General features: G+C 43.3%; 17 protein-coding genes. 8 read left to right on the plus strand and 9 right to left on the minus strand.

Annotated elements, in window-relative coordinates:
• The first annotated feature begins 1 nt into the window (after position 1).
• The 5 genes from F1644_RS20625 to F1644_RS20645 all read left to right on the plus strand — a co-directional run bounded on the left by F1644_RS20625 (position 2) and on the right by F1644_RS20645 (position 9,425).
• Entirely contained in the window at positions 2-2,302 is a 2,301-nt protein-coding gene (locus F1644_RS20625) for a Gldg family protein (RefSeq protein WP_118304081.1), read from the plus strand.
• A 15-nt stretch (positions 2,303-2,317) separates the two neighbouring features.
• A complete protein-coding gene (locus F1644_RS20630) occupies positions 2,318-4,618 on the plus strand; it encodes a Gldg family protein (RefSeq protein ID WP_118304079.1) in 2,301 nt (766 codons plus the stop codon).
• A 7-nt stretch (positions 4,619-4,625) separates the two neighbouring features.
• Complete coding sequence (locus F1644_RS20635; RefSeq protein WP_118594390.1) at positions 4,626-7,979, plus strand: ABC transporter permease/M1 family aminopeptidase; 3,354 nt, start codon at positions 4,626-4,628, stop codon at positions 7,977-7,979.
• Between the two features lie 71 nt (positions 7,980-8,050).
• Complete coding sequence (locus F1644_RS20640) at positions 8,051-8,602, plus strand: DJ-1 family glyoxalase III (protein ID WP_118304075.1); 552 nt, start codon at positions 8,051-8,053, stop codon at positions 8,600-8,602.
• Between the two features lies 1 nt (position 8,603).
• The gene (locus tag F1644_RS20645; protein WP_118304073.1) at positions 8,604-9,425 is read left to right on the plus strand and encodes a DUF4846 domain-containing protein; all 822 of its coding nucleotides are present in this window, start codon (positions 8,604-8,606) and stop codon (positions 9,423-9,425) included.
• On the opposite strand, the gene F1644_RS20650 is transcribed toward F1644_RS20645, so the two are convergent.
• The 8 genes from F1644_RS20650 to mce all read right to left on the minus strand — a co-directional run bounded on the left by F1644_RS20650 (position 9,415) and on the right by mce (position 16,171).
• Positions 9,415-10,197, minus strand: coding sequence for a TIGR02757 family protein (locus F1644_RS20650; protein ID WP_118304071.1), 783 nt, complete (start codon positions 10,195-10,197; stop codon positions 9,415-9,417). The two genes, F1644_RS20645 and F1644_RS20650, sit on opposite strands and share 11 nt — an antisense overlap.
• Positions 10,198-10,293: 96 nt before the next feature.
• A complete protein-coding gene (gene mnmD / locus F1644_RS20655; RefSeq protein WP_118304069.1) occupies positions 10,294-10,950 on the minus strand; it encodes a tRNA (5-methylaminomethyl-2-thiouridine)(34)-methyltransferase MnmD in 657 nt (218 codons plus the stop codon).
• A 3-nt stretch (positions 10,951-10,953) separates the two neighbouring features.
• Positions 10,954-11,982 (minus strand): threonine aldolase family protein, encoded by a 1,029-nt coding sequence (locus F1644_RS20660; protein ID WP_087422299.1) that lies wholly within the window; start codon positions 11,980-11,982, stop codon positions 10,954-10,956.
• 102 nt (positions 11,983-12,084) lie between these two features.
• Entirely contained in the window at positions 12,085-13,350 is a 1,266-nt protein-coding gene (locus F1644_RS20665; protein WP_118304067.1) for a sodium ion-translocating decarboxylase subunit beta, read from the minus strand.
• A 21-nt stretch (positions 13,351-13,371) separates the two neighbouring features.
• Entirely contained in the window at positions 13,372-13,806 is a 435-nt protein-coding gene (locus F1644_RS20670; RefSeq protein WP_087422297.1) for an acyl-CoA carboxylase biotin carboxyl carrier protein subunit, read from the minus strand.
• Between the two features lie 12 nt (positions 13,807-13,818).
• A complete protein-coding gene (locus F1644_RS20675; RefSeq protein WP_087422296.1) occupies positions 13,819-14,163 on the minus strand; it encodes an OadG family transporter subunit in 345 nt (114 codons plus the stop codon).
• Positions 14,164-14,168: 5 nt separating this feature from the next.
• Complete coding sequence (locus tag F1644_RS20680; protein WP_118304065.1) at positions 14,169-15,728, minus strand: acyl-CoA carboxylase subunit beta; 1,560 nt, start codon at positions 15,726-15,728, stop codon at positions 14,169-14,171.
• A 38-nt stretch (positions 15,729-15,766) separates the two neighbouring features.
• Entirely contained in the window at positions 15,767-16,171 is a 405-nt protein-coding gene (gene mce, locus F1644_RS20685) for a methylmalonyl-CoA epimerase (protein ID WP_087422294.1), read from the minus strand.
• A gap of 267 nt (positions 16,172-16,438) precedes the next feature.
• On the opposite strand from mce, the gene F1644_RS20690 reads away from it, so the two are divergent.
• Entirely contained in the window at positions 16,439-16,852 is a 414-nt protein-coding gene (locus tag F1644_RS20690; protein ID WP_027202994.1) for a hypothetical protein, read from the plus strand.
• A 350-nt stretch (positions 16,853-17,202) separates the two neighbouring features.
• Here F1644_RS20690 and F1644_RS20695 read toward each other — a convergent pair whose 3' ends face one another.
• On the minus strand, positions 17,203-17,754 hold the full coding sequence (locus F1644_RS20695; RefSeq protein WP_027202993.1) for an RNA polymerase sigma factor: 552 nt from the start codon (positions 17,752-17,754) through the stop codon (positions 17,203-17,205).
• Positions 17,755-18,091: 337 nt separating this feature from the next.
• Here F1644_RS20695 and F1644_RS20700 point away from each other — a divergent pair, with 337 nt between their 5' ends.
• Both F1644_RS20700 and F1644_RS20705 read left to right on the plus strand, forming a co-directional pair.
• Entirely contained in the window at positions 18,092-18,562 is a 471-nt protein-coding gene (locus F1644_RS20700; protein ID WP_027202992.1) for an RNA polymerase sigma factor, read from the plus strand.
• A gap of 93 nt (positions 18,563-18,655) precedes the next feature.
• Positions 18,656-21,439, plus strand: coding sequence for a sensor histidine kinase (locus tag F1644_RS20705; RefSeq protein WP_229782410.1), 2,784 nt, complete (start codon positions 18,656-18,658; stop codon positions 21,437-21,439).
• The last annotated feature ends 53 nt before the right edge of the window (positions 21,440-21,492 follow it).

Below are 21,492 nucleotides of genomic sequence, written 5' to 3' on the forward strand. Positions count from 1 at the left end.
TATGAGAAAAATATTCAAGATAGCGTTGACAGAGTTATGCACTCTGTTCTATTCCCCTATTGCGTGGTTAGTCCTTATTATCTTTACTGTTCAGGCGTGCATGACCTATTTCCGTTTAGTGGACATTATGTTGATGCAGCAATTTAACAAGCCTTTATGGTATAGTATAGCAAAAGAGATGTACACGGGAAATATGGGATTGTTCCCGAATATGTTGGTGCATCTTTACCTGTATATTCCTTTATTGACCATGGGATTGATGAGCCGGGAATATAGTAGCGGTTCTATCAAATTATTATATTCTTCACCGGTGTCCAGCATACAGATTATCTTCGGGAAATTTCTTTCCATGATGATATACAGCCTTATTCTGGTGGGTATTCTCTTTTTGTTTGTTGGGTTCACGGCATGGAACGTGCCTTCTTTTGATATGTCGTTGGCCTTATCGGGGTTGCTGGGAATTTATCTGGTGATCTGTTCTTATGCAGCGATAGGATTATTCATGTCTTGTCTGACTTCCTATCAAGTGGTAGCGGCTGTTGCCACGTTAGGGGCTTTGGCTTTCCTGAATTACGTGGGAAGAATGGGACAGGAAGTTCCTTTTATTCGGGACATCACGTATTGGCTGTCAATTTCCGGACGTTCCGACGAATTAATCAACGGTTTGATCAGCAGTGAGGATGTGTTTTATTTCCTCATTGTGATCGGTCTTTTCCTGACGCTTTCGATTATGGTCATCTTGTCGGGAAAACGCAAGTTATCAAAAAGTATGGCTTTTACCCGTTATACCGGGGTGATCGTGTTGGCGATGCTGTTGGGGTACGTGACCTCCCGGCCGGGATTGCAATGTTCTTACGATGCCTCGTCCATTAAACTGAATAGTCTGAATCCGGTCAGTCAGGAGATTATGGAAAAAATGGAGGGAGGACTGACAATCACGACATACGTGAATCTTTTGGAAGGTAATTTTTACCGGGGGGCTCCTTCGGAGAGGAATAGTGATGCAAATCGATTTAAAAAGTTTATTCGTTTCAAACCGAAAATTCAGATGAACTACGTGTATTACTATGCCGACGCGGGAAACGAGGTTTTGGAAGATCGTTTCCCCGATTTGAACACGCAACAACGAGCGTGGAAAATGGCGGTCATGGAAGATTTGGATATAGAGATGTTCCTAAGCCCGGAACAGGTGGCTCAACAGGTTGATCTTTCGGGTGAAAAATATCGTTTCGTGCGTTTGTTGGAACGGGAAAGCGGGGAAAAGACCTTTTTGCGGATTTTCGATGATAGTTACATTTATCCGAGGGAAGGAGAAATCTCCACGGCCATGAAACGTTTGGTGACGAAAGCCCCCAAGGTCGTTTTTCTGACCGGGCACGGGGAACGTGATATTCAACGGGCAGGAGACCGGGACTACTACACGTTTGCCATAGACCCGACCTTCCGTCATTCTTTGATTAATCAAGGGTTTGACGTGGATAGTATTACCTTGATGGGAGATCGGCCGATACCCATGGATATTGACGTGTTGGTTGTTGCAGATTTACAGCGTCCTTTGTCAACAGATGAGTTGGCTCGGCTCGAAGAATACATAGCGAAAGGCGGGAATATTGTTATTGGTGGGGAACCGGGAAAATCGGATTTGATGAATCCTCTTACGGCTTCTCTGGGCGTGAGTTTCCTGCCGGGAACTTTAGTACAACCGACGAAAGCTTACGATGATAATTTGCTGGTTTGCTCTTTTGTTGAGGAGGGTGTGAATGTCGTGACTCCTTTGCGGGGACTATGGCAACAAAAATATGGGGTTACGATGCCGGGAGCAGCCGCGTTAAGTTACAAAAACGGACATGGTTTCAACGTGTATCCGTTGCTAAAGACAAAAGACGAGGGAAGTTGGAACGAGTTAACCACCGTAAATTTTACGGACGAAAAAGCTGTATTAAATCCGGAAATCGGGGAGCAAGAACAGTCCTACCCGACGATGCTTGCCTTGACTCGTAACGTGGGAGACCGGGAACAGCGGATATTCGTGTTAGGTGATGTTGATTGTATCAGTAATGCCGAGTTATTGATGTCTAGAGTTGGGATGAAAACGAGTAATTTCTCTTTAATCACGGGTATGTTCCGGTGGTTGAGCTACGGGGAATTCCCGATCGTTTTGTCGAATATACCGCCCGTGGATACGGTGTTGGAATTGAGTAAGGACACGGTACCTTATGCGAAATTTGCTTTCACGTGGGGATTACCCATCTTGTTCGCGTTGGGGTATTTTGGCGTGTGGTTTAAAAGAAGACGGAGATAACGTAATTGTAAACGAATGAGAAAGATATTGAAAATAGCGGGAAATGAGTTGCGCGCTCTCTTTTGTTCTCCCGTGGCTTGGTTTATTTTAGTGATATTTGCCGTTCAGTCGGGAATGACTTTTACCGACTTGTTCCGGAGTGTTTTGCGACAACAATTTATGGGGGAACCGATAGAATATAGTATCACGACGGCTCTGTTAACAGGAATGTCGGGAACATTTACGGTGATACAACAATATTTGTATCTATATGTTCCCTTGTTGACGATGGGATTGATGAGCCGGGAATTTGGTAGCGGTTCGATTAAACTCCTGTACTCGTCCCCCGTGACAGCGGGACAGATCATTTGGGGAAAATTCCTTTCGATGATGGTTTACGGGTTGATATTGATGGGCGTGTTGCTGGTTCTGGTTCTTTTTGCTTGTTGCACGGTGGAATCATTTGATCTTTCCGCGGCCTTATCGGGTTTACTCGGATTGTATTTGTTAATGTGTGCTTACGCGGCAATCGGGCTTTATATGTCCAGCCTGACCTCTTATCAGGTTGTGGCGGCCGTGGGAACGTTGGCCGTGTTAATCGTGCTGAATTTCATCGGTAGTGTGGGGCAGGATATAGCTTTCGTGCGTGAAATCACGTATTGGTTGTCAATCAAGGGGCGGGCAACCGTGTTCATTGACGGGTTGATATGTAGTGAGGACTTCCTGTATTTTGTCGTGGTCATTCTCTTTTTCCTGACGTTGGGAATCATGAAGATCGAGGCTCACCGGGCAAAACGGAGTCAAGTGATGACGGTAGGACGTTATCTTGTTGTGATTGCAGTTACCGTGGCATTGGGGTATATGACTTCTCGTCCCACGTTTTTATGGTATTATGATGCGACAGCGAGTAAGACGCAAACATTGACTAAAGAAAGTCAAAGTATACTGGAAAGGATGAAAGACGATTTGACAATTGTCACTTACGTGAATCTTTTGGGAGATAACTATTCTTACGGGATGCCCCGTTCCCTGAAGAGTGACATGGAAAACTTCAAACCATACATCCGTTTCAAATCGAATATCGAGCTGAAGTATGTGTATTATTATAAAAAAGCGTCTTCCTACATACGAGAACGGTATGCAGACGTGAGCGACCGGGAGGTGGCCGAAAAATATGTTGATCAGATGAAATTGAATCTGAAAATGTTTTTATCTCCCGAAGAGATCGAGGCCCAGATTGACCTTGCTCCGGAAGGTTATCGTTTCGTGCGGCAGTTGGTGTTACCCGACGGTTCTGCCACTTTCCTGCGGTTGTATAATGATATGTTTGTACATCCGATGGAGGCAGAGGTTTCCGCGGCTCTGAAACGCCTGATCATGGAGGTACCCAAGGTGGCTTGTCTTACGGGACATGGCGAGCGGGATATGAACAACGTGGGAGATCGGGATTATTATGCTTTTGCCAAGAATCCGACTTTTCGTTATGCTTTAGTAAATAATGGTTTTGATGTGATTGCCTATCGCATGACCGAGGGGGAGGAGATTCCGGAAGATATTCGTATTCTGGTGATTGCTGATGTGAAACAACCGTTGACCGAAAGCGAGTTGGAAAAGATTGATCGCTACGTGGCCCGTGGAGGAAATTTGTTGATTGCGGGAGAACCGGGGCGTCAGGAAGTAATGAATCCTTTGGTGGAACGTTTCGGGGTGCAGTTTATGCCCGGTGTTCTGGTACAACCTAGTCGGGATTTCGATCCGGATCTGATTCGGGGTGAATTGACAAAAGATGCCGCGGAGATGTCCCTTAACTATGCCGATTTGCAGAAGAAAAAACGGGTGATCACGATGCCCGGAGCCACGGCGTTAAACTATACAATGGATAAAGGTTTTATGGTGCGTCCTGTTTTGACCACGCGTGACACGGGATGTTGGAACGAGATAGAAACCCGGGATTTATTGAATGAGCCGGTAGAACTCAACCCTGTTGTCGGGGAAAAAGAAGGTGTTTACCCGATTGCCTTGGCTTTGAGCCGGAAGATGGGCGACCGGGAACAACGGATTATCGTGTTGGGAGATGCGGATTGTATCAGTAACTCCGAACTGATGATGTACCGGAAGGGTATCAAAGCGTCCAACTTCTCGTTGATCACGGAGTCCTTCCGTTGGTTGACGGATGGGGAATTCCCGGTGAATACCCGTCGTCCCGATTCTGCCGATACCTCGATTTCACTGGAATTGTCATCTATGAAGTGGGTGAAAGTGATGTTCGTGGGGATATTACCCCTGTTATTAATTGGTTGTGGAATATTAATCTGGCACCGTAGGAGGGGTAGATAAAATGAATATGCGTAACGTGAATATCGTGGCTCGCTATGAGTCTAAATTGTTAAGACGAGATATTGTTTTTCTGGGATTTGTAGTGATTGCCCTTGTCGGTATTTCGTTATGGCAGATGATAAAGCAAGGAAGAGTAAATGTGTTTTGGTATAAAGTGGCTCTTCCTTCCTCTTTTCCTTTTTTTAGTATGTATTACTATAACCTGGTACAAGTCCTGATTGCTTTGTTTGTGTGCATGGAGGTCGTGTACCGGGAAAGGAAAAAAGACGCGATGGAAGTATTCCTGTGCCGACCGTTTCGGAACAGTGAATACTGCATCGGTCGTTTTCTAGGAATATTCAGGATGTTCCTTTTCGTGAATATATGCGTGCTGTTGGTATGTATGTATATAAACTTTTGGGTTGTAGGAGCCCCTTTTAACGTGTGGATTTATGTTTTCTATCTGTTTACTTTGTCCATCCCGACTTTAATTTTTGTATTGGGCTGTGCGTTGAGTATATCGGCAATGGTCAAAAATCGTCCGCTATCTGTTTTAGTTCTGGGACTTTTGGGATTGGGTGTATATTTCTATTTGGATGAGTGGCAGTTTGGAGCGTTTGACTTTTGGGGCAGGAATTTGCCGAATATGTTTTCGGACGTGGTAGGACACCCTGATTTGAAGGGGTATTTGCTGCATCGCTTGACTTATACCGGGTTGGGTGTTGCCGGAGTTTTATTCTGGGTTGCTAACATGAAACGTCTGCGGGACCATAAAGAACATCAAGGATTGCAATGGGGAAGTGGGGGAGTGGTTGTATTGTGCAGCGTGATCTGTTTGTTTTTATATTGGGATGCAATTCGGCAGAGGGAGTGCCGTTCAGAAGAGTATAGGCAAGCTTATGTCGAATATCAATCCCGACCTAAAGCACGGGTTACCAACCATGAAATCTCCTACGAGTGGAAGGATGGAGAGATGTGGTTGGATAGCAGGATGACCTTACAGAATCGGAATCAGGAAAGGCTCTCGGAGATCGTGTTGTACCTGAATCCTTCGTTAGAGATTTATTCTCTAAAGGAGGCAGGTAACGATATGGGTTATCACCGGGATCAGCAGGTTGTCGTGCTTGAACGCCAGCTTTTGCCGGGTGATACCATTTCTTTGCATCTCTCCTATAAAGGTAAAATTGATGAGGCGATATGCTACTTGGATGTGCCTTTTGAAGAGCGGCATAATGTAGGAAGGTATGATCCCGGAAAGCGACGTGGATTATTCAATTTCGGAACTCGTTTTGCTTATCTGGGAGAAAACTATACCTTGTTACACCCGGAAATTCTTTGGTACCCGGTAGCTGTCCCCCCGATCAATATGGTATCACCATACGCTCGTGAAATAAATTTTTCGGAATATACTCTGCGGGTAAAAACACGGGATGGACAACAGGTTCTATCGCAAGGCGAGCCGGAATACGGAACAGGTGAAGTATTTTTCAAGAATCGGCAGAAATTACCCGGGATAACGCTTTGTATCGGGAACTACCATAAGAAAGAAATCGAGATCGGTAATCTTCATGTGGAATTTTATTATTTCCCCGACCATGAATTGTTTTTCGAGGGGTATACTGAAATTCAGGGAGAGAAATTGAGCAAGGTATTGGCCATGCTCAAAGGACGTTTGGAGGCAAGAATCGGGCGGGGCTACCCGTTTCAAAAATTGATGTTGGTAGAAAGTCCTCTCTCGTTTGTTTCTTTTTTACGGAAATGGAAAACGGGTAGCGAATTTGTCCAGCCTGAATTTGTTTTTTTGGGAGAACGGGCAGCAAGTATTCCTTCCTACGTTCCGATGACTGTTGCGAAAAAATTTGCAAAGGAAAGACAGGAGAATTTGGATGATCCGGAAGGGATTTATAGTGTTGAACGTATGGGATTGCAATCTAACGTCACGTTGCTTCAACAAAAGTTACATGACATTTTGCCTATGTATTACGATTTCACGGGATTCTTGTCTTCAGGTACTTATCCGGCAGCCAATATGCTACTTAGCAAAATGTTTATTTCTAAAAAGAAATATACAATAGGAAATACCGGTCTCAGACCGGATGATATGTTAGCTATTGATTGTTTAAAGCAAGCCAGCTTGAAGGAAATTCTTTCTAACGATTCGTTACCGGATAAAGTACAGGCAAGAATTTTCGAGTTGGAAGCAGGAGCATTGGCAGCTTATTTATCTACTTCTGTTGCCCCCGAAAAGTTGTACCAATTCTCGGAACAGCTCTCTTCCGGCACTCAATTTGAAGAAATTACTTTAGAACAGATCGCTCGGAATTTTCAGACTGATCTAGGGGTTGATTTACTTCCGTTTATGGATAAATTATACCAACGGGAGGGACTCCCGTCTTTTGATATAAGAGATATTCAGGTGCAGCAAATTATTACGGATGGCTTCCCGAAATATCAAGTCGGTTTTAAAGTATGGAATATGTCGGATATGGATGGGGTTATATCAATTCTTGCTGATGATGAAACGGTGGATGAATTTATGTCGAAACGAGAAGGAGGCATTGCCGTGGATTTTAATATGCCCCTGAGAGAGAAATATTACATGATTCCGGCCGGGGTATGCAAGGAGGTAAAATTTATCATGAACGGGGATCATGGTTACATCGGGACGAATTTGGCGGCTAATTTTCCCGGTGATTATAATATTCCTTTAGTAAAAGAAGGAATTTCCAAAATAAGGGAAGGCATGGAGGGCATTTGGGATATTGATCGTCGTTTCTTCGAAAATTCCGGCGAGATCATTGTTGATAACCGGAGTGAACAATTCCAGTTGATTGATTCCGGGGAGCGGAAAAGATTACCGTTCTTGACAAAGGAGCGTAAATCGACTTTTAAGGCGTCATTGGAGAAGAAGGAATGGACAGAAATGTTCACGGCAGAAAGCTATGGAATCCCCGTGCGGAGTGCTTTTGGTAAAGTTTCCGGAACCGGGGCGGGAAAGGCTATCTGGACGGCAGATATAAAGGAAGCCGGGAAATATGAAGTCTTTTTTTATCATCAGGTTTCATCACTTACTTATCCCCCGATTAGTTCCGTTTTCACGGGTTCTTTGCTGCATTACAAGGTATGTAATAGCTTGATGGAAAAAGAGGTGATCGTGGAAGCGGATATTATTCCGGTCGGGTGGGTTTCCTTGGGAAAATTCGATTTTCCGGTCGGGCAGGCTCAAGTGATTCTGGATGACAGGGGTGGGGAGATCAAGGCTGATGCAGAGGATAAAAGTGCCGGTTTAGTGCAAGTTCATGGCGTGCCGGATGATAAATTACCAGTTAAGAAGCAACTGATCATTGCTGATGCCGTGAAACTGGTGCGTGTGAAGGAGTAGTTTGTCATTTAGGATTTGAAACCTGTTATATTTTTCGTAATTTTGGAGAATCATTTAAAACTACAAGAATTATGAGAAAGTCATTTTTATTTTTAGCGGATGGTTTTGAGGAGGTAGAAGCTCTCGGGGTTGTAGATGTTTTACGTCGGGGAACGATCGAAGTGAAAACGGTTTCTATTTCCGATAAGAAAGAGGTTACAGGCGCGCATGGAGTTCCTGTGGTGGCCGATCTTTTGTTGAGTGACGTGAAAGAAGAAGAGGTGGAATTCTTGATTTGTCCGGGCGGAATGCCGGGAGCCAAGAATCTGGGAGATTGTACGGCATTGGTGCAAATGATTCAGAAACACTTTGACAAAGGTGGTTACGTGGCGGCTATTTGTGCAGCTCCGGCTTTGGTGTTGAGTAAGATAAAAATGAACAAAAGATATACAATGACTTGCTATCCGGGATTTGAAGAATATTTACCGGGTGCCGAAATGCAACCTCATGGCGTGGTGGTTGATGGTAACGTGATCACGGGTAGAGGTCCGGCGTATGCTTTCAAATTCGGTCTGGCTATTTTGGAGCAATTAACTTCCAAGAAAGTGGCTGAAGAAGTTGCGGCTGGAATGTTACTGGATTAATATGAAAAATTGCATTACCCTCTGCATCGTCCTGTTTTGTTGTCTGCAAGGGATAGGGCAGAACACTTTGCTCCGGGCGGATGGAAAAGAAATCCATACCCGGATTGTTCCCCCCGAGGGATACGCGAGGGTAAACGTGAAGGAAGGTTCTTTTGGTGAATACCTGAGGAACCTTCCTTTGCGTTCTCACGGGACTAAAGTGCATTATTTCGATGGCCGGGAGAAATGGAACCGGAGCGTGTATTGTGCCGTGGTGGATATGGAGATCGGTAAGCGGGATTTGCAACAATGTGCCGATGCCGTGATTCGTTTGCGGGCGGAATATCTGTATAAGCATAAAGCGTATGACCGGATCCACTTTAACTTCACGAACGGTTTCCGTGCCGATTACACGAAATGGGCAGAAGGTTACCGGATCAGCGTGAAAGGAAATCAAGTTTCCTGGTACAAATCCAAAGAAAAAGACTACTCTTATAAAACTTTTAGAGCCTATCTGGACGTGGTGTTCGCTTATGCCGGGACTTTATCTTTGGCGAAGGAATTAACGTCCGTACCGGTGACTTCCATGCAGATCGGGGACGTGCTTATTCAAGGCGGTTCACCCGGGCACGCGGTCATCGTGGTCGATATGGCAGAGAATCCCGCAACAGGAGAAAAGTTGTATTTGCTGGCCCAAAGCTATATGCCGGCTCAAGATATTCAAGTGCTGGAGAACCCGAAAGAGCGTGATAAATCCCCGTGGTACACCCTCAAGGGAGAGGGCTGTATTTTGACTCCGGAATGGAGATTTACTTCAGCGAACCTGAAACGTTTTAAAGATTAGAACGGTTGTATTTCTCAAAAGCCCCCAACCCGAAAAGTGAAAAATCATAGCGAATCGGATCGACAGGATCCATTTCCCGGAGACGTGCAGTAAGTTCTTCCACGGCTTTCCGGTCATTCTGGTTACGGGTAAGCAGGCCTAGTTGCCGACTCACGTTACCCGTGTGCAAGTCAAGCGGAATCAATAGGGCAGAAGTGGGAATATCTTTCCACAGGCCGAAATCCACCTCTCCGTCGTGTCTTACCATCCAGCGCAGAAACATATTTACCCTCTTCGCTGCTGAACCTTTCTCCACGTTAGCGATATGTCGCAGTACTCTTGTCTCGGCAGGTAAAGAGGTGAAAACAGAATACCACTCTTTTAGAACTTCAAACATATCTTGATGCTTTTGGTAGGCCCGTGTGAAAACGGTTTCCAATCCCCCGTGATGGCGATAAATATTCGCTAGCGATTTCAAAAAGTAAACACAATCGTAGCTATTAAACGTGCGGTGCTTGAAATTGCAGAAACGTTCGTAGTCTTGGTCTTCCGCCTGCATCACGAAATCATAGGGTGCATAATCCATTAATTGCATCAACTCCTTGCATTTCTTGATAATCGTGGGCCGCTGTCCCCATGCTAATGATGCTGCCAGAAATCCGGCAATTTCGATGTCCTCTTTTTCTTCGAAACACTTCGGTATCTGAATCGGATCGGTTTCTATAAAGAATTCCGATTTATTGTATTCTAAATACTTCTCGTCAAGTAATTGTTTTAAGTCTTTGGAAAACACGGGGCAAAATTTAAAATATTCTGTGATTGTCGATTCAATGATTCTGTGATTTTAGAAACATCTGATCGGAAATCATGAAATCGCTAAATCGTGAAATCATTTCACTGCTCTCAACATCTCCCGTTTCCCCGGGGGACCGGGAAGGCGTTTCAAGTTAAAACCGATATTACGAAGAGCTTGTTTCACGGTTCCTTTTACGCAGTAGGTCGTGAGAATTCCTTCCGGTTTAAGCGCTTTGTAAAACTTGGTAAGCATAGATTCCGTCCATAGGCGAGGTTGTACGTCGGGGGCGAAAGCATCGAAAAAGACCATATCGAAATATTCGTGAAAATTAACTTCTTCGAAATCTGCCCGATGCTTGTGGAGCGTGAAATAAGGGGTGATGACAACATCCTCTTCCCAAGGCGCATTATGTAATTGTTGAAACAGGAGAGCATCTTCCGGGGTGAAGAGGTCGGAATAATTAATCTGTTCCACCTCCTGAGGTGTCAGCGGGTATTTCTCGAATGTGTGAAACACCACCTTGCGTTCATTATCCCTCGCCTCAAGCAACGTTAGAAAAGCATTTAGACCTGTTCCGAACCCGGCCTCCAAAATCCGGATATTCTTCTGCCCGTAGTATTCAATGCCTGCTTTTATAAATATATGAGTAGATTCCTGTATGGCTCCGTGAATGGAATGATAATGCTCGTTCAGTTCCGGTATATACAGGGTGGTACTTCCGTCTTCTGTAGTAATAATTTCTCTATCCATCTTCTAGCATAATTCTTGACGCAATAGGTTTGCGAATTCGATGACATCATTTTCCGTGGTGTCAAACGAGCAAACCCATCTTACTTCGGCCGCATCTTCATCCCATACGTAAAAGAAACATTCATCCTGAAGTTTGGTAATCTTTTCTCGCGGGATGATAGCGAAAATCTCGTTTGCCTCAACCTTCTGCGTGATGCTCACGGAAGGAATCTGCTCTGCCGCGTTAGCGAGCTTTTGTGCCATGGCATTTGCGTGTGCGGCTGATTTCAACCATAAATTATCTTTTAGAACAGCCGAGAACTGGGCGGCGATAAAGCGCGATTTGGAATGTAGCTGCATCAACTGTTTCCGGATATATTTAACCTCTTTCGACATCGTGGTGTTAAAGAAGACAACAGCTTCCCCGAACATCATGCCGTTTTTGGTTCCCCCGAAGCTTAAAACGTCGATTCCCACTTCTTTCGTGATGCTGGCCGGGGTACATCCCAGGTATGCAACGGCATTTGCCAGACGGGCTCCGTCCATGTGAACATACATATCGTGGGCATGGGCGAAGTCACAAATTTCTTTTAATTCATCATGCGTGTAGACTGTTCCGAGTTCCGTACACTGAGTTAGCGAGATGATTTTCGGTTGGGCGTGGTGTTGATCATCAAATCCATGCATATGATTGTGTATCAATCCCAGGGTGAGTTTTCCGTCAAATGTGGGAACGGTCAACAGCTTACTGCCGGTTTGTTTCTCGATAGCCCCGCACTCGTCCACGTTAATATGAGCTGTTTCCGCACAAATGATCGCGTTATATGAATGAGTGAAAGCCGAGAGACTCAATATATTGGCTCCCGTTCCATTATAAACGAAATACACGTCAACATCGTCTCCGAAGATTTGTTTGAAATCTTCGATGGCTTTTTCCGTGTATTTGTCTTCCCCGTAAGAATGTTGATGTCCGAAGGCTGATTCTTCCAGTGCTTTAAATACTTCCGGTAATACTCCGGAAAAATTGTCACTACCGAAACCTCTAAGTCCCATGAATAGAATAAATTAGTTTGTGGTTAAAAGAAAATAATGTATAATGAACAGAATATAAAAAGACTACCTCAAAGTAAATTTGAGGTAGTCTGAAATATTAGGTTATCCTAAGAATGACAATAATATACCGGCTGCAACGGCAGAACCGATAACTCCGGCCACGTTCGGACCCATGGCGTGCATCAACAGGAAGTTTCCTGGGTTAGCTTCTTGTCCCACATTCTGTGATACGCGGGCTGCCATCGGAACTGCAGAAACTCCGGCAGAACCGATCAACGGGTTGATCTTGTTCTTGGTGAACAAGTTCATAAATTTTGCCAGTAATACACCACCGGCACTACCGATACCGAAAGCTAGAACTCCGATCACCAGGATAGCTAATGTTTGAAAATTCAAGAATGCAGCAGCCGTAGTCGTGGCTCCGACCGAGATACCTAAGAATATCGTACAGATATTCATTAGTTCATTTTGAACTGTTTTACTCAAACGTTCAACTACACCACATTCACGCATTAAGTTACCTAACATCAAGCATCCGATTAGAGGAGCTGCAGAAGGTAATAATAATGATACAAATATGGTTACAACGATCGGGAATACGATTTTCTCTTTTTTAGATACTTTACGCAATTGTTTCATCACAATCTCCCGTTCTTTCTGGGTTGTTAACGCTTTCATGATAGGTGGCTGTATCACAGGAACCAAAGCCATGTATGAATAGGCGGCTACCGCGATCGGACCAAGTAAGCTCGGTGCTAATTTTGAGGTTAGGTAAATAGCTGTCGGACCATCTGCCCCTCCGATAATTCCGATAGATCCAGCTTCAGCATAGGTAAAGCCTAATGCGAGAGCTCCTAGGAACGTTGCGAAGATTCCGAGTTGAGCTGCAGCTCCCAAAAGAAAACTTTTAGGATTTGCCAATAATGGACCGAAATCCGTCATGGCTCCGACACCAACAAAGATTATACAAGGATAGATTCCTAATTTTACCCCTAAGTACAGGTAATCTAGCAAACCAACGTTATTGGAATTAGTGAAGTTTGCCCAATGTACGTGTCCTCCATCAAAAAGTTCTGGATGGAATAATCCGGCTCCGGGTAAGTTCGTCAATAACATACCGAAAGCTATTGGCAACAATAATAACGGCTCGAATTTCTTCACGATAGCCAAATAAAATAGCACGCATGCCACAACTATCATGACTAAGCATAGCCAATTCCCGGCGAAAAGTTGGGCAAATCCCGTGTCATTTAAGAATTTAGACACTTTTTCGCCCATATCAATTTCTTCTGCACTAGCGGCAAAAGGCATGATAAATATACCGAGTAATAAGGCTATTTTTAACAGGTATTTTTCCACTTGTCTCATTTTCAATTGTTTTACGGTAAATTAAACCAAATCAACAAGCGGATCATCCTGAGAAACACTTTGACCAGCTGTTACATGTATTGCTTTCACTTGACCGTCAACACTTGCCACGATATTGTTTTCCATTTTCATGGCTTCCATGACTAATAGACAATCTCCGCGTTTTACTTGACTGCCAACTTTCACGCTAATAGCGGAAATCGTTCCGGGAAGCGGTGCTTTAATGTAGGTAGTCTTGTTACTTGTTGCAGATGTACTTTGAGCGGAACTCTTGTAGGTAGTTGAAGTCGGTATGGCAGCAGGTTTACGAGGAGCTGTGGTAGCAACCGTATTTTTGCTTTCGTATGATACTTCATAAGATATACCGTTCACCTCAACTGTAGCTTTGTCATGATCCGTTACATTCACAGTTACATCGAAATTGTTTTCGTCTATGGTGATTTTGAATTTATTCATAATCTGTTTATTTTACTTATTAAGGTTTCTCATACCGTAAATTTTAGAACTCCACGGAGAATAACGTTTTTCAACTTCTTCGATCGTGATCACGTGAGGTTCCTCGTCATGAGAGTTGAAATATAAATGCATAGCCATAGCGATGGCAGCTTGTTCGTGAGGTGTCGGATGGGTATCCGTTGTCACTACTGCTTTTTCCGTGTCTTGAACTGTTTTCGCATGATCTTCTACTTGATTCGTCAACTTGGTCTGTAAGTTAATAATCCAGATCAAAAGAATCAATAGCAGAAATACTGTTACCATCCCCACGCCTGTAACGAGGAGTGCGTAACCCCAGTTAATTGCTAATGTAATCATATGAATTACAACGGTATATTTGAGTGTTTCTTCATCGGGTTAACAACGCGCTTGGTCTGTAAAGACTGGAAAGCACGGATAATGCGGAAACGCGTGTTACGCGGTTCGATAACATCATCAATGTATCCATATGAAGCGGCTTTGTACGGGTTCGCGAAGGCCGAGTTGTATTCTTCCTCTTTCGTGGCAATAAATTTAGCTTTTTCCTCGGGATCAGAGAGTGCTGCCAATTCTTTACCATACAACACCTCGATGGCTCCCTTAGCTCCCATAACGGCGATTTGTGCCGTGGGCCAAGCGTAATTGAAGTCTCCACGCAATTGTTTACATGACATCACGTCGTGAGCACCTCCGTAAGATTTCCGTAAAGTAACGGTTACTTTAGGCACAGTCGCTTCTCCGTAAGCAAACATTAATTTTGCTCCGTGAGTGATGATTCCACCATACTCCTGTACACGTCCCGGCAAGAATCCCGGTACGTCAACCAAGGTCAATACCGGAATGTTGAAACAGTCGCAGAAACGAACGAAACGTGCAGCTTTACGAGATGCTTCAATGTCAAGAACTCCGGCATAGAAGTTCGGTTGGTTAGCGATAACGCCGACAGAACGTCCGCCCATACGGCAGAATCCGACAATGATGTTACGGGCATAACGTTTGTGAACTTCCAAGAATTTTCCGTTATCCACGATAGCTTCAATGACATCCATCATGTTATACGGTAAATTCGGATTATCAGGAATTATTTCGTTTAACCGATCTTCCAGACGGTCAATCGGGTCATTGCATATGGCAATCGGGGCCTCTTCCAAGTTGTTGGAAGGTAAATAAGAAAGCAAATCGCGAATGATAGAGATACCCTCTTCCTCGTTTTCTGCCAAGAAATGAGAAACACCGGATTTCGTGGAGTGAACTTCTGCACCTCCTAATTCTTCGGTTGTGATATCTTCTCCCGTTACGGTTTTCACTACTTTCGGACCGGTTACAAACATGTATGATGATTGGTCAGTCATCAGGATGAAGTCCGTCAAGGCAGGAGAGTACACGGCACCTCCGGCGCAAGGGCCGAAAATAGCGGAGATCTGTGGGATAACTCCTGAAGCGAGAATATTCCGTTCGAAAATTTCCGCGTATCCGGCTAAGGAGTTAACCCCTTCTTGAATACGAGCACCACCCGAATCATTCAATCCGATAATGGGAGCTCCCACGGTCATGGCTTTGTCCATCACCTTGCAAATCTTTTGAGCTAACATTTCGGAAAGCGCTCCTCCGAAAACAGTGAAGTCTTGAGCAAAAACAAATACGAGACGTCCGTCAATTGTTCCTTGTCCGGTTACCACACCATCACCCAAGAATTTGGTCTTTTCCATCCCAAAGTTATAACAACGGTGTGTTATAAACATATCAAACTCTTCGAAACTATTTTCGTCCAGCAACATGGCGATTCTTTCGCGAGCGGTATATTTCCCTTTTTTGTGTTGGGATTCTATACGCTTTTCCCCTCCGCCAAGCTTTGCCTGCGCGCGTAATTCGATTAACTCTTTGACTTTATCTTGATTTGTCATATTATCAAAATTTATATGAGCTGATTATTTAAAAGAAATTATTTCGTTCCGCAAAGTTCAGTTAATACTCTGAACGTTGATTTCGGGTGAAGGAATCCGATTCTCAATCCCTCTGCACCTCCGCGCGGAGCTTTGTCGATTAACTGGCAACCTGCAGCTTGTGCATCATTCAATGCGGCTTGAACATCTTCAACAGCGAAAGCGATGTGGTGCATACCACCCCCGTTTTTCTCAACGAATTTACCGATAGGGCCTTCCGGGTCAGTTGATTCCAGTAATTCGATTTTAGTTTGTCCTACTTTAAAGAAAGCTGTTTTTACTTTTTGATCTTTTACTTCTTCAATAGCATAGCATTCTAAACCTAATACTTTTTCATAGTATGGGATTGCTTCATCTAAACTGGCAACTGCGATGCCGATGTGTTCAATATGTGTTGGTTTCATAACAAAAAAACATTAAAGTTAGATATTATATTTTAATCATTTAGCTTATTTATAGCGCACTTTCTTTGAATATTTCTCTCGTTCCAATATTTATGCGCGAAACTACTCATTGTTCTTGCGATTTTCAAGTAAAAGCGGTAAATATTTTCAAAAAAAACGAGTTTATACTTGTTTTAAATAAAGTATTGATAACTTCATCATTATTCGTTACGTAAACCCTATTTAGAAAGAGTGAAATTTATATTGATAATAAAAATATCGGATATTATGAGTAAGCAAAAATTTGTCGTTTTTTTGATCGCCATCATTGGTATGATTGCGACGTTTCTACCTTGGTATGAAATCGGTGGCTTGGGAATGATCATGGGGTATCAAACCGTTGGTTGGTTTACGTTTATCATGTTTGCCCTTGTTTTTCTTTTTGGCTTGCGGAAAGAGGCAAAGCAGGATATGTCCATGGGGTTACTATACCTCGGATCATTTTTTTCGTTGCTTGCCGCTTTCGTGGTTTTGTGGCAGATGATCACGCTCGGTCTGGACAAGGAAGGAGGGAGTATGTCGGTTGCCGGTAACGTGCTGGCTAACGACACTCGTGTTTTATACGGGGCTTACCAGATCGTTATTGCTGGAATCTGTTTGCCGTTCGGGGCTTTCCTTTTCCGTGATAGGAAAAGAAGATAAAAATGCAGGTATATTCTTTGGGAAAAAGTTTACCGGGAGCAGGTAAACTTTTTCAACCCTGTTATATAGATATTAATGCCTATATAAGATAATTTTTTCTTATATTTAATGTATATTTATCGTACCAACTCCTATTCAACTCCCATTCATCTCCTATTCAACACTAATTATTATAGAAATCAGATTGAAAATAAAAAATAAATATGAAGATAGTAATTCTATTATAATACCTGTGATATTACTCTTTTATTATTTTTATGGGTAGAAATGCTTTCTGAAAACCTGATTAATTGGATTTGAGATAGGACAAAAGTTATAAAAAATATATGGAAATGACGGGTTTGCAGAATTTATTTATCCACGTGTAGTAAGTGCTTGGCGAAAAAAAGGATAATATATTCGTGTCCGATAATCTTTCGTAATTTGGTGTACATTTCTTTTTTGAGAGATTTCACGGAGTTAAGAGAGATTCCCAGCACGTCCGCGATTTCCGGGTTTGATTTGCCTTCTAATGCGAGGGTGGCGATTTCGAGGCTACGTCCGGAGAGTTGGTTGATGGCGGAGTGTACACACCGGATCATTTCCTGAGTGGCAATTTCTTCTAAAAATGAATCTTCAGAGGGTAACTCATCCTTTAACTGTTCGGCATCTTCTGTTTTAAATTTGTTCCGTCTCAAGATATCCATACAGATGTTTTTTGCCGTGATATAAATGAAGGCAACCGCGTTTCGCTTGGTGTAGGAATCATCCAAGCGTTCGTACAATTTGAAAAATGTCTCCTGCGTGGCGTCCATGGCTTGTTCCCTGTCTTTTAGATAGGTATTGCAGAATCCCCACACGGCTTGAAAATAATCCGTGTACAGTTCTTTAAATGTATCTATACCGTTAATAGAGTCGCTCATGTCAGGAATTTTATCCACACAAATATATGGTGAAAAGTTTAAAAGCGAAAATCTTCTTGGTTGAAATGAACTGGAAGTACGTAATCAATGTATGTCAAGGTGTCATTGATAAAAGAAGCATTAATGGTTCGTTTAATAATATTGATTTCTGTTTCGTCAGGGCGTTACTCTAAAGAAAAATCCTTGATGTATGTTTTTGATTTTGAGGAAGAATAAAAAATACATCAATTTTGGTAATTGTGTGCTATTATTACTATTTTGAGGATTATTAAACGAAGGTTTAATCCTGTTTTGAAATTATGTGAGAAAACGGGGGATTTCGTAGGGATCGGCATTTATGACGGAAGAGAAAGAGAAGATTATTGCTCGACTATATTGCAAGTTGAGGCATGAATTGCGTGTTTATGCTGCTCGCTATTGTCCTGATGAGGCAGAGGATATAGTACATCAGGCTTTCGTGAACGGTTATAACAAAATCGTGGAAGAACGAAATGAATCGGAACAGCGTTCCTATCTTTATTCCACGGTAAAAAATTTGTGTCTGAATTTTATTCGTAATTCTCGTCCGGTATACATGGATTTATCCCCCGAGCTGATGACCGAGTTTGTTGTCGTGGATACTCATGATTATATGTACGAACTGATCGGTCGCTTACCGCGAAAAGAGCGTTGTATTTTAGAATTAGCCTTACAAGGATATGACACGAAGGAAATCGCTGAACAAATTGGCATGGAGTATAATACCGTGCGGCATTACAAGAAAGAGGCTTACGCTAAAATACGAGAGGCATTGAAAAACGAGATTTAATATCCTGTTTTATTTTGAAAAGGGGGCCGGAGTGAAGGATATTTTACTATTTTTGTGGGATTAGGCGTTGAATATAATCAAATTTGTAAGGTCGTGGATAATAATGGTCGGTTCAATAGTGGACGTGTTCAAGATTTATTGAATAAGGCACGAATGGGTTGGTGGGAAGCTGATTTCTCTAAAAAGCAGTATGTCTGTTCTGATTTTCTTCGAGAATTGTTAGACTTGGGCGAAGATGGGATAATCAGTTTTGTTGATTTTCGTAAGTTGATCCGGGAGGATTATCGTTTGCGAACGGTGAACGAATTTCGTTTTGGAAAAACCCAGAATATATATGACCAGATTTACCCGATCGAGGTGAGAGGAAAAATCGTGTGGGTACGAGTGAAATTGTGTTCCAAGGAGGTGGATGCCGAGGGGAATATGAAAACCTGTGGTTTCATGGAATGTCTTGATGTCCCGGAGAATATGGATACGGAGGAAACGGCGATGGAACGTGTGAACAATTTGTTTGCCCAGCAAAATAGTATCTCTCGCTCGTTGCTTTCATTGCTTCGTTCCGGGGATATGAGCAGTGTTATCAATAAGATTTTGGGTGATATTATGCAGCATTATCCGGAGGGGTGTACCTATATTATAGAGTACGATTGGGAAAATCGCACGCAGACGTGTCGTTACGAGGCGGGAAATTACAAGTCTTTTAAGAAAAAGAATTACATGGAGAAGTTCCCGATGAGTAATATTCCCTGGTGGACGAAACAGTTGGCTGGGAATGCGTCCCCGATTATTTTTGCCAGCTTGGACGAGTTACCGGAAGAGGCAAGCGAGGAAAAAAGGCGTCTGACGGAGCAAGGGGTGAAATCGCTTATTGTTATCCCGATGTTTTCAAAAGACGGCGTGTCCGGGTATGCCGGTATCGACATTTTGGATAAGCCTCACGTGTGGAAAAATGAGGATTACCAGTGGTTTGCCTCGATGGTGAATATTATCAGTATTTGCATGGAACTCCGGAAGTCGGAGGATAAGGCACAGGAAGAGAAAAAGTTCTTGGCAGATTTGTTTAAACATATGCCGGTGGGGTATGTGCGGATGAAATTGTTTTATGATGAGGAAGGACACGTGAAGGATTATTATTTCATGGATTCGAACACGATGGCTCAGATTCTTTACAACACGAGAGGGAATAGTTGGACCGGGAAATATGCTAGTAAAGTTGATCCGCATTTTGTGGAACGGCTGCCTGATCTGGAACGGGTGATGCGAAGCGGGGTTGTACGGGATATAAATTATCATCTGGAAGAGAAAAATAAATATTTTCATGCCGTGATGTATTCTCCTTGTAAGAATGAGGTCGTGTTGATGTTTTCGGATATGACCGATACCTTCTCAGCCCACGAGGCGTTGGACCGGAGTGAACGTTTGCTGCGTAATATATATCAGAATATCCCGGTCGGGATAGAGTTGTATGATAAAGACGGGTATCTTGTCGATTTGAATGATAAAGATCTTGAGATGTTCGGGTTGGTTAGGAAAGAGGATGTTTTGGGAATTAATATGTTTGAAAATCATCTTATACCGGAGGAGATGAGGGAAAGGATGAAGAGAAGAGAGGATGTGAGTTTTTCTCTGGTGTATGATTTTTCGAAATTGAATGGTCTCTATGTTTCTAAGAAGACGGGGAGGTTGAATTTACTGACAAAGGTGACGACGTTGTATGATGCACAAAATAATTTGATCAATTATTTGTTGATCAGTCTGGACCGGACGGAAGCCACGGAGGCGTATAACCAGATTCAGGAGTTCAAGGATTTTTTCACGTTGGTGGGGGATTATGCTCAAGTCGGGTATGCGCATTTTAACGCCTTGACTCGTAACGGGTACGGTCTGGATAGTTGGTATAAGAATGTGGGAGAAGAAATCGGGACGCCTCTACCGCAGATTATCGGTGTACACTCGCATTTTCACCCGGAGGATCGGGCTATGATGCTTGCCTTTTTGTCAGATGTAATTGCCGGGAAGCGGACGCATTTACGGAATGATATGCGAATCCGACGGGCTGATGGGCATTACACGTGGACGCGGGTGAACGTGTTGGTGAGGGATTATCGCCCGCAGGAAGGAATGATCGAGATGATTTGTATTAATTATGATATTACAGAATTGAAGGAGACCGAGGCGAAGTTGATCAAAGCGAAGGATAAGGCGGAGGAATCGGATCGTTTAAAGTCGGCGTTTTTGGCGAATATGAGTCATGAGATTCGGACTCCGTTGAATGCGATTGTAGGTTTTTCCAATTTATTGGCTTATGCCCAAGAGGAAAGTGAGCGTACGCAATATATTGGTATCGTGGAGGAGAATAACGAGTTGTTGTTGCAGTTAATTTCGGATATTCTGGATTTATCGAAAATCGAGGCGGGGACTTTTGAATTCGTGTATGATCGGGTGGACGTGCGCCAGTTGTGCGAGGATGTCGTGACTTCACTCCGGGTGAAGGTGCCGGCCGGGGTTGATTTGTGTATAGCTCCCAATTTGTCGGAATGTTGGGTGTACAGCGATAAGAATCGGTTACGGCAGGTTATTTCCAATTTTGTGAATAATGCTTTCAAGTTTACACCTTCCGGGAAAATAACCGTGGGATATATGTTGAGGGATGGGGAGGTCGAGATATCTGTGACAGATACGGGTGTGGGTATCGAAGAAGAAAAACAGAAACAGATTTTTGACCGTTTTGTGAAATTGAATAGTTTTGCTCATGGCACAGGTTTAGGATTATCTATTTGCAAGAGTATCGTGGAACAGGTGGGAGGCCGCATCGGGGTGAATTCGGAGCCGGGAAAGGGTTCTCGTTTTTGGTTCACACATTCACTGGGTAGATGATATTCGTATATTATGCGATTGTTAATGTAAGTTAAATGTAAACTTTCTTTCAT

Origin of the sequence: Butyricimonas paravirosa, from assembly GCF_032878955.1 — a bacterium.
Classification (GTDB): Bacteria; Bacteroidota; Bacteroidia; order Bacteroidales; family Marinifilaceae; genus Butyricimonas; species Butyricimonas paravirosa.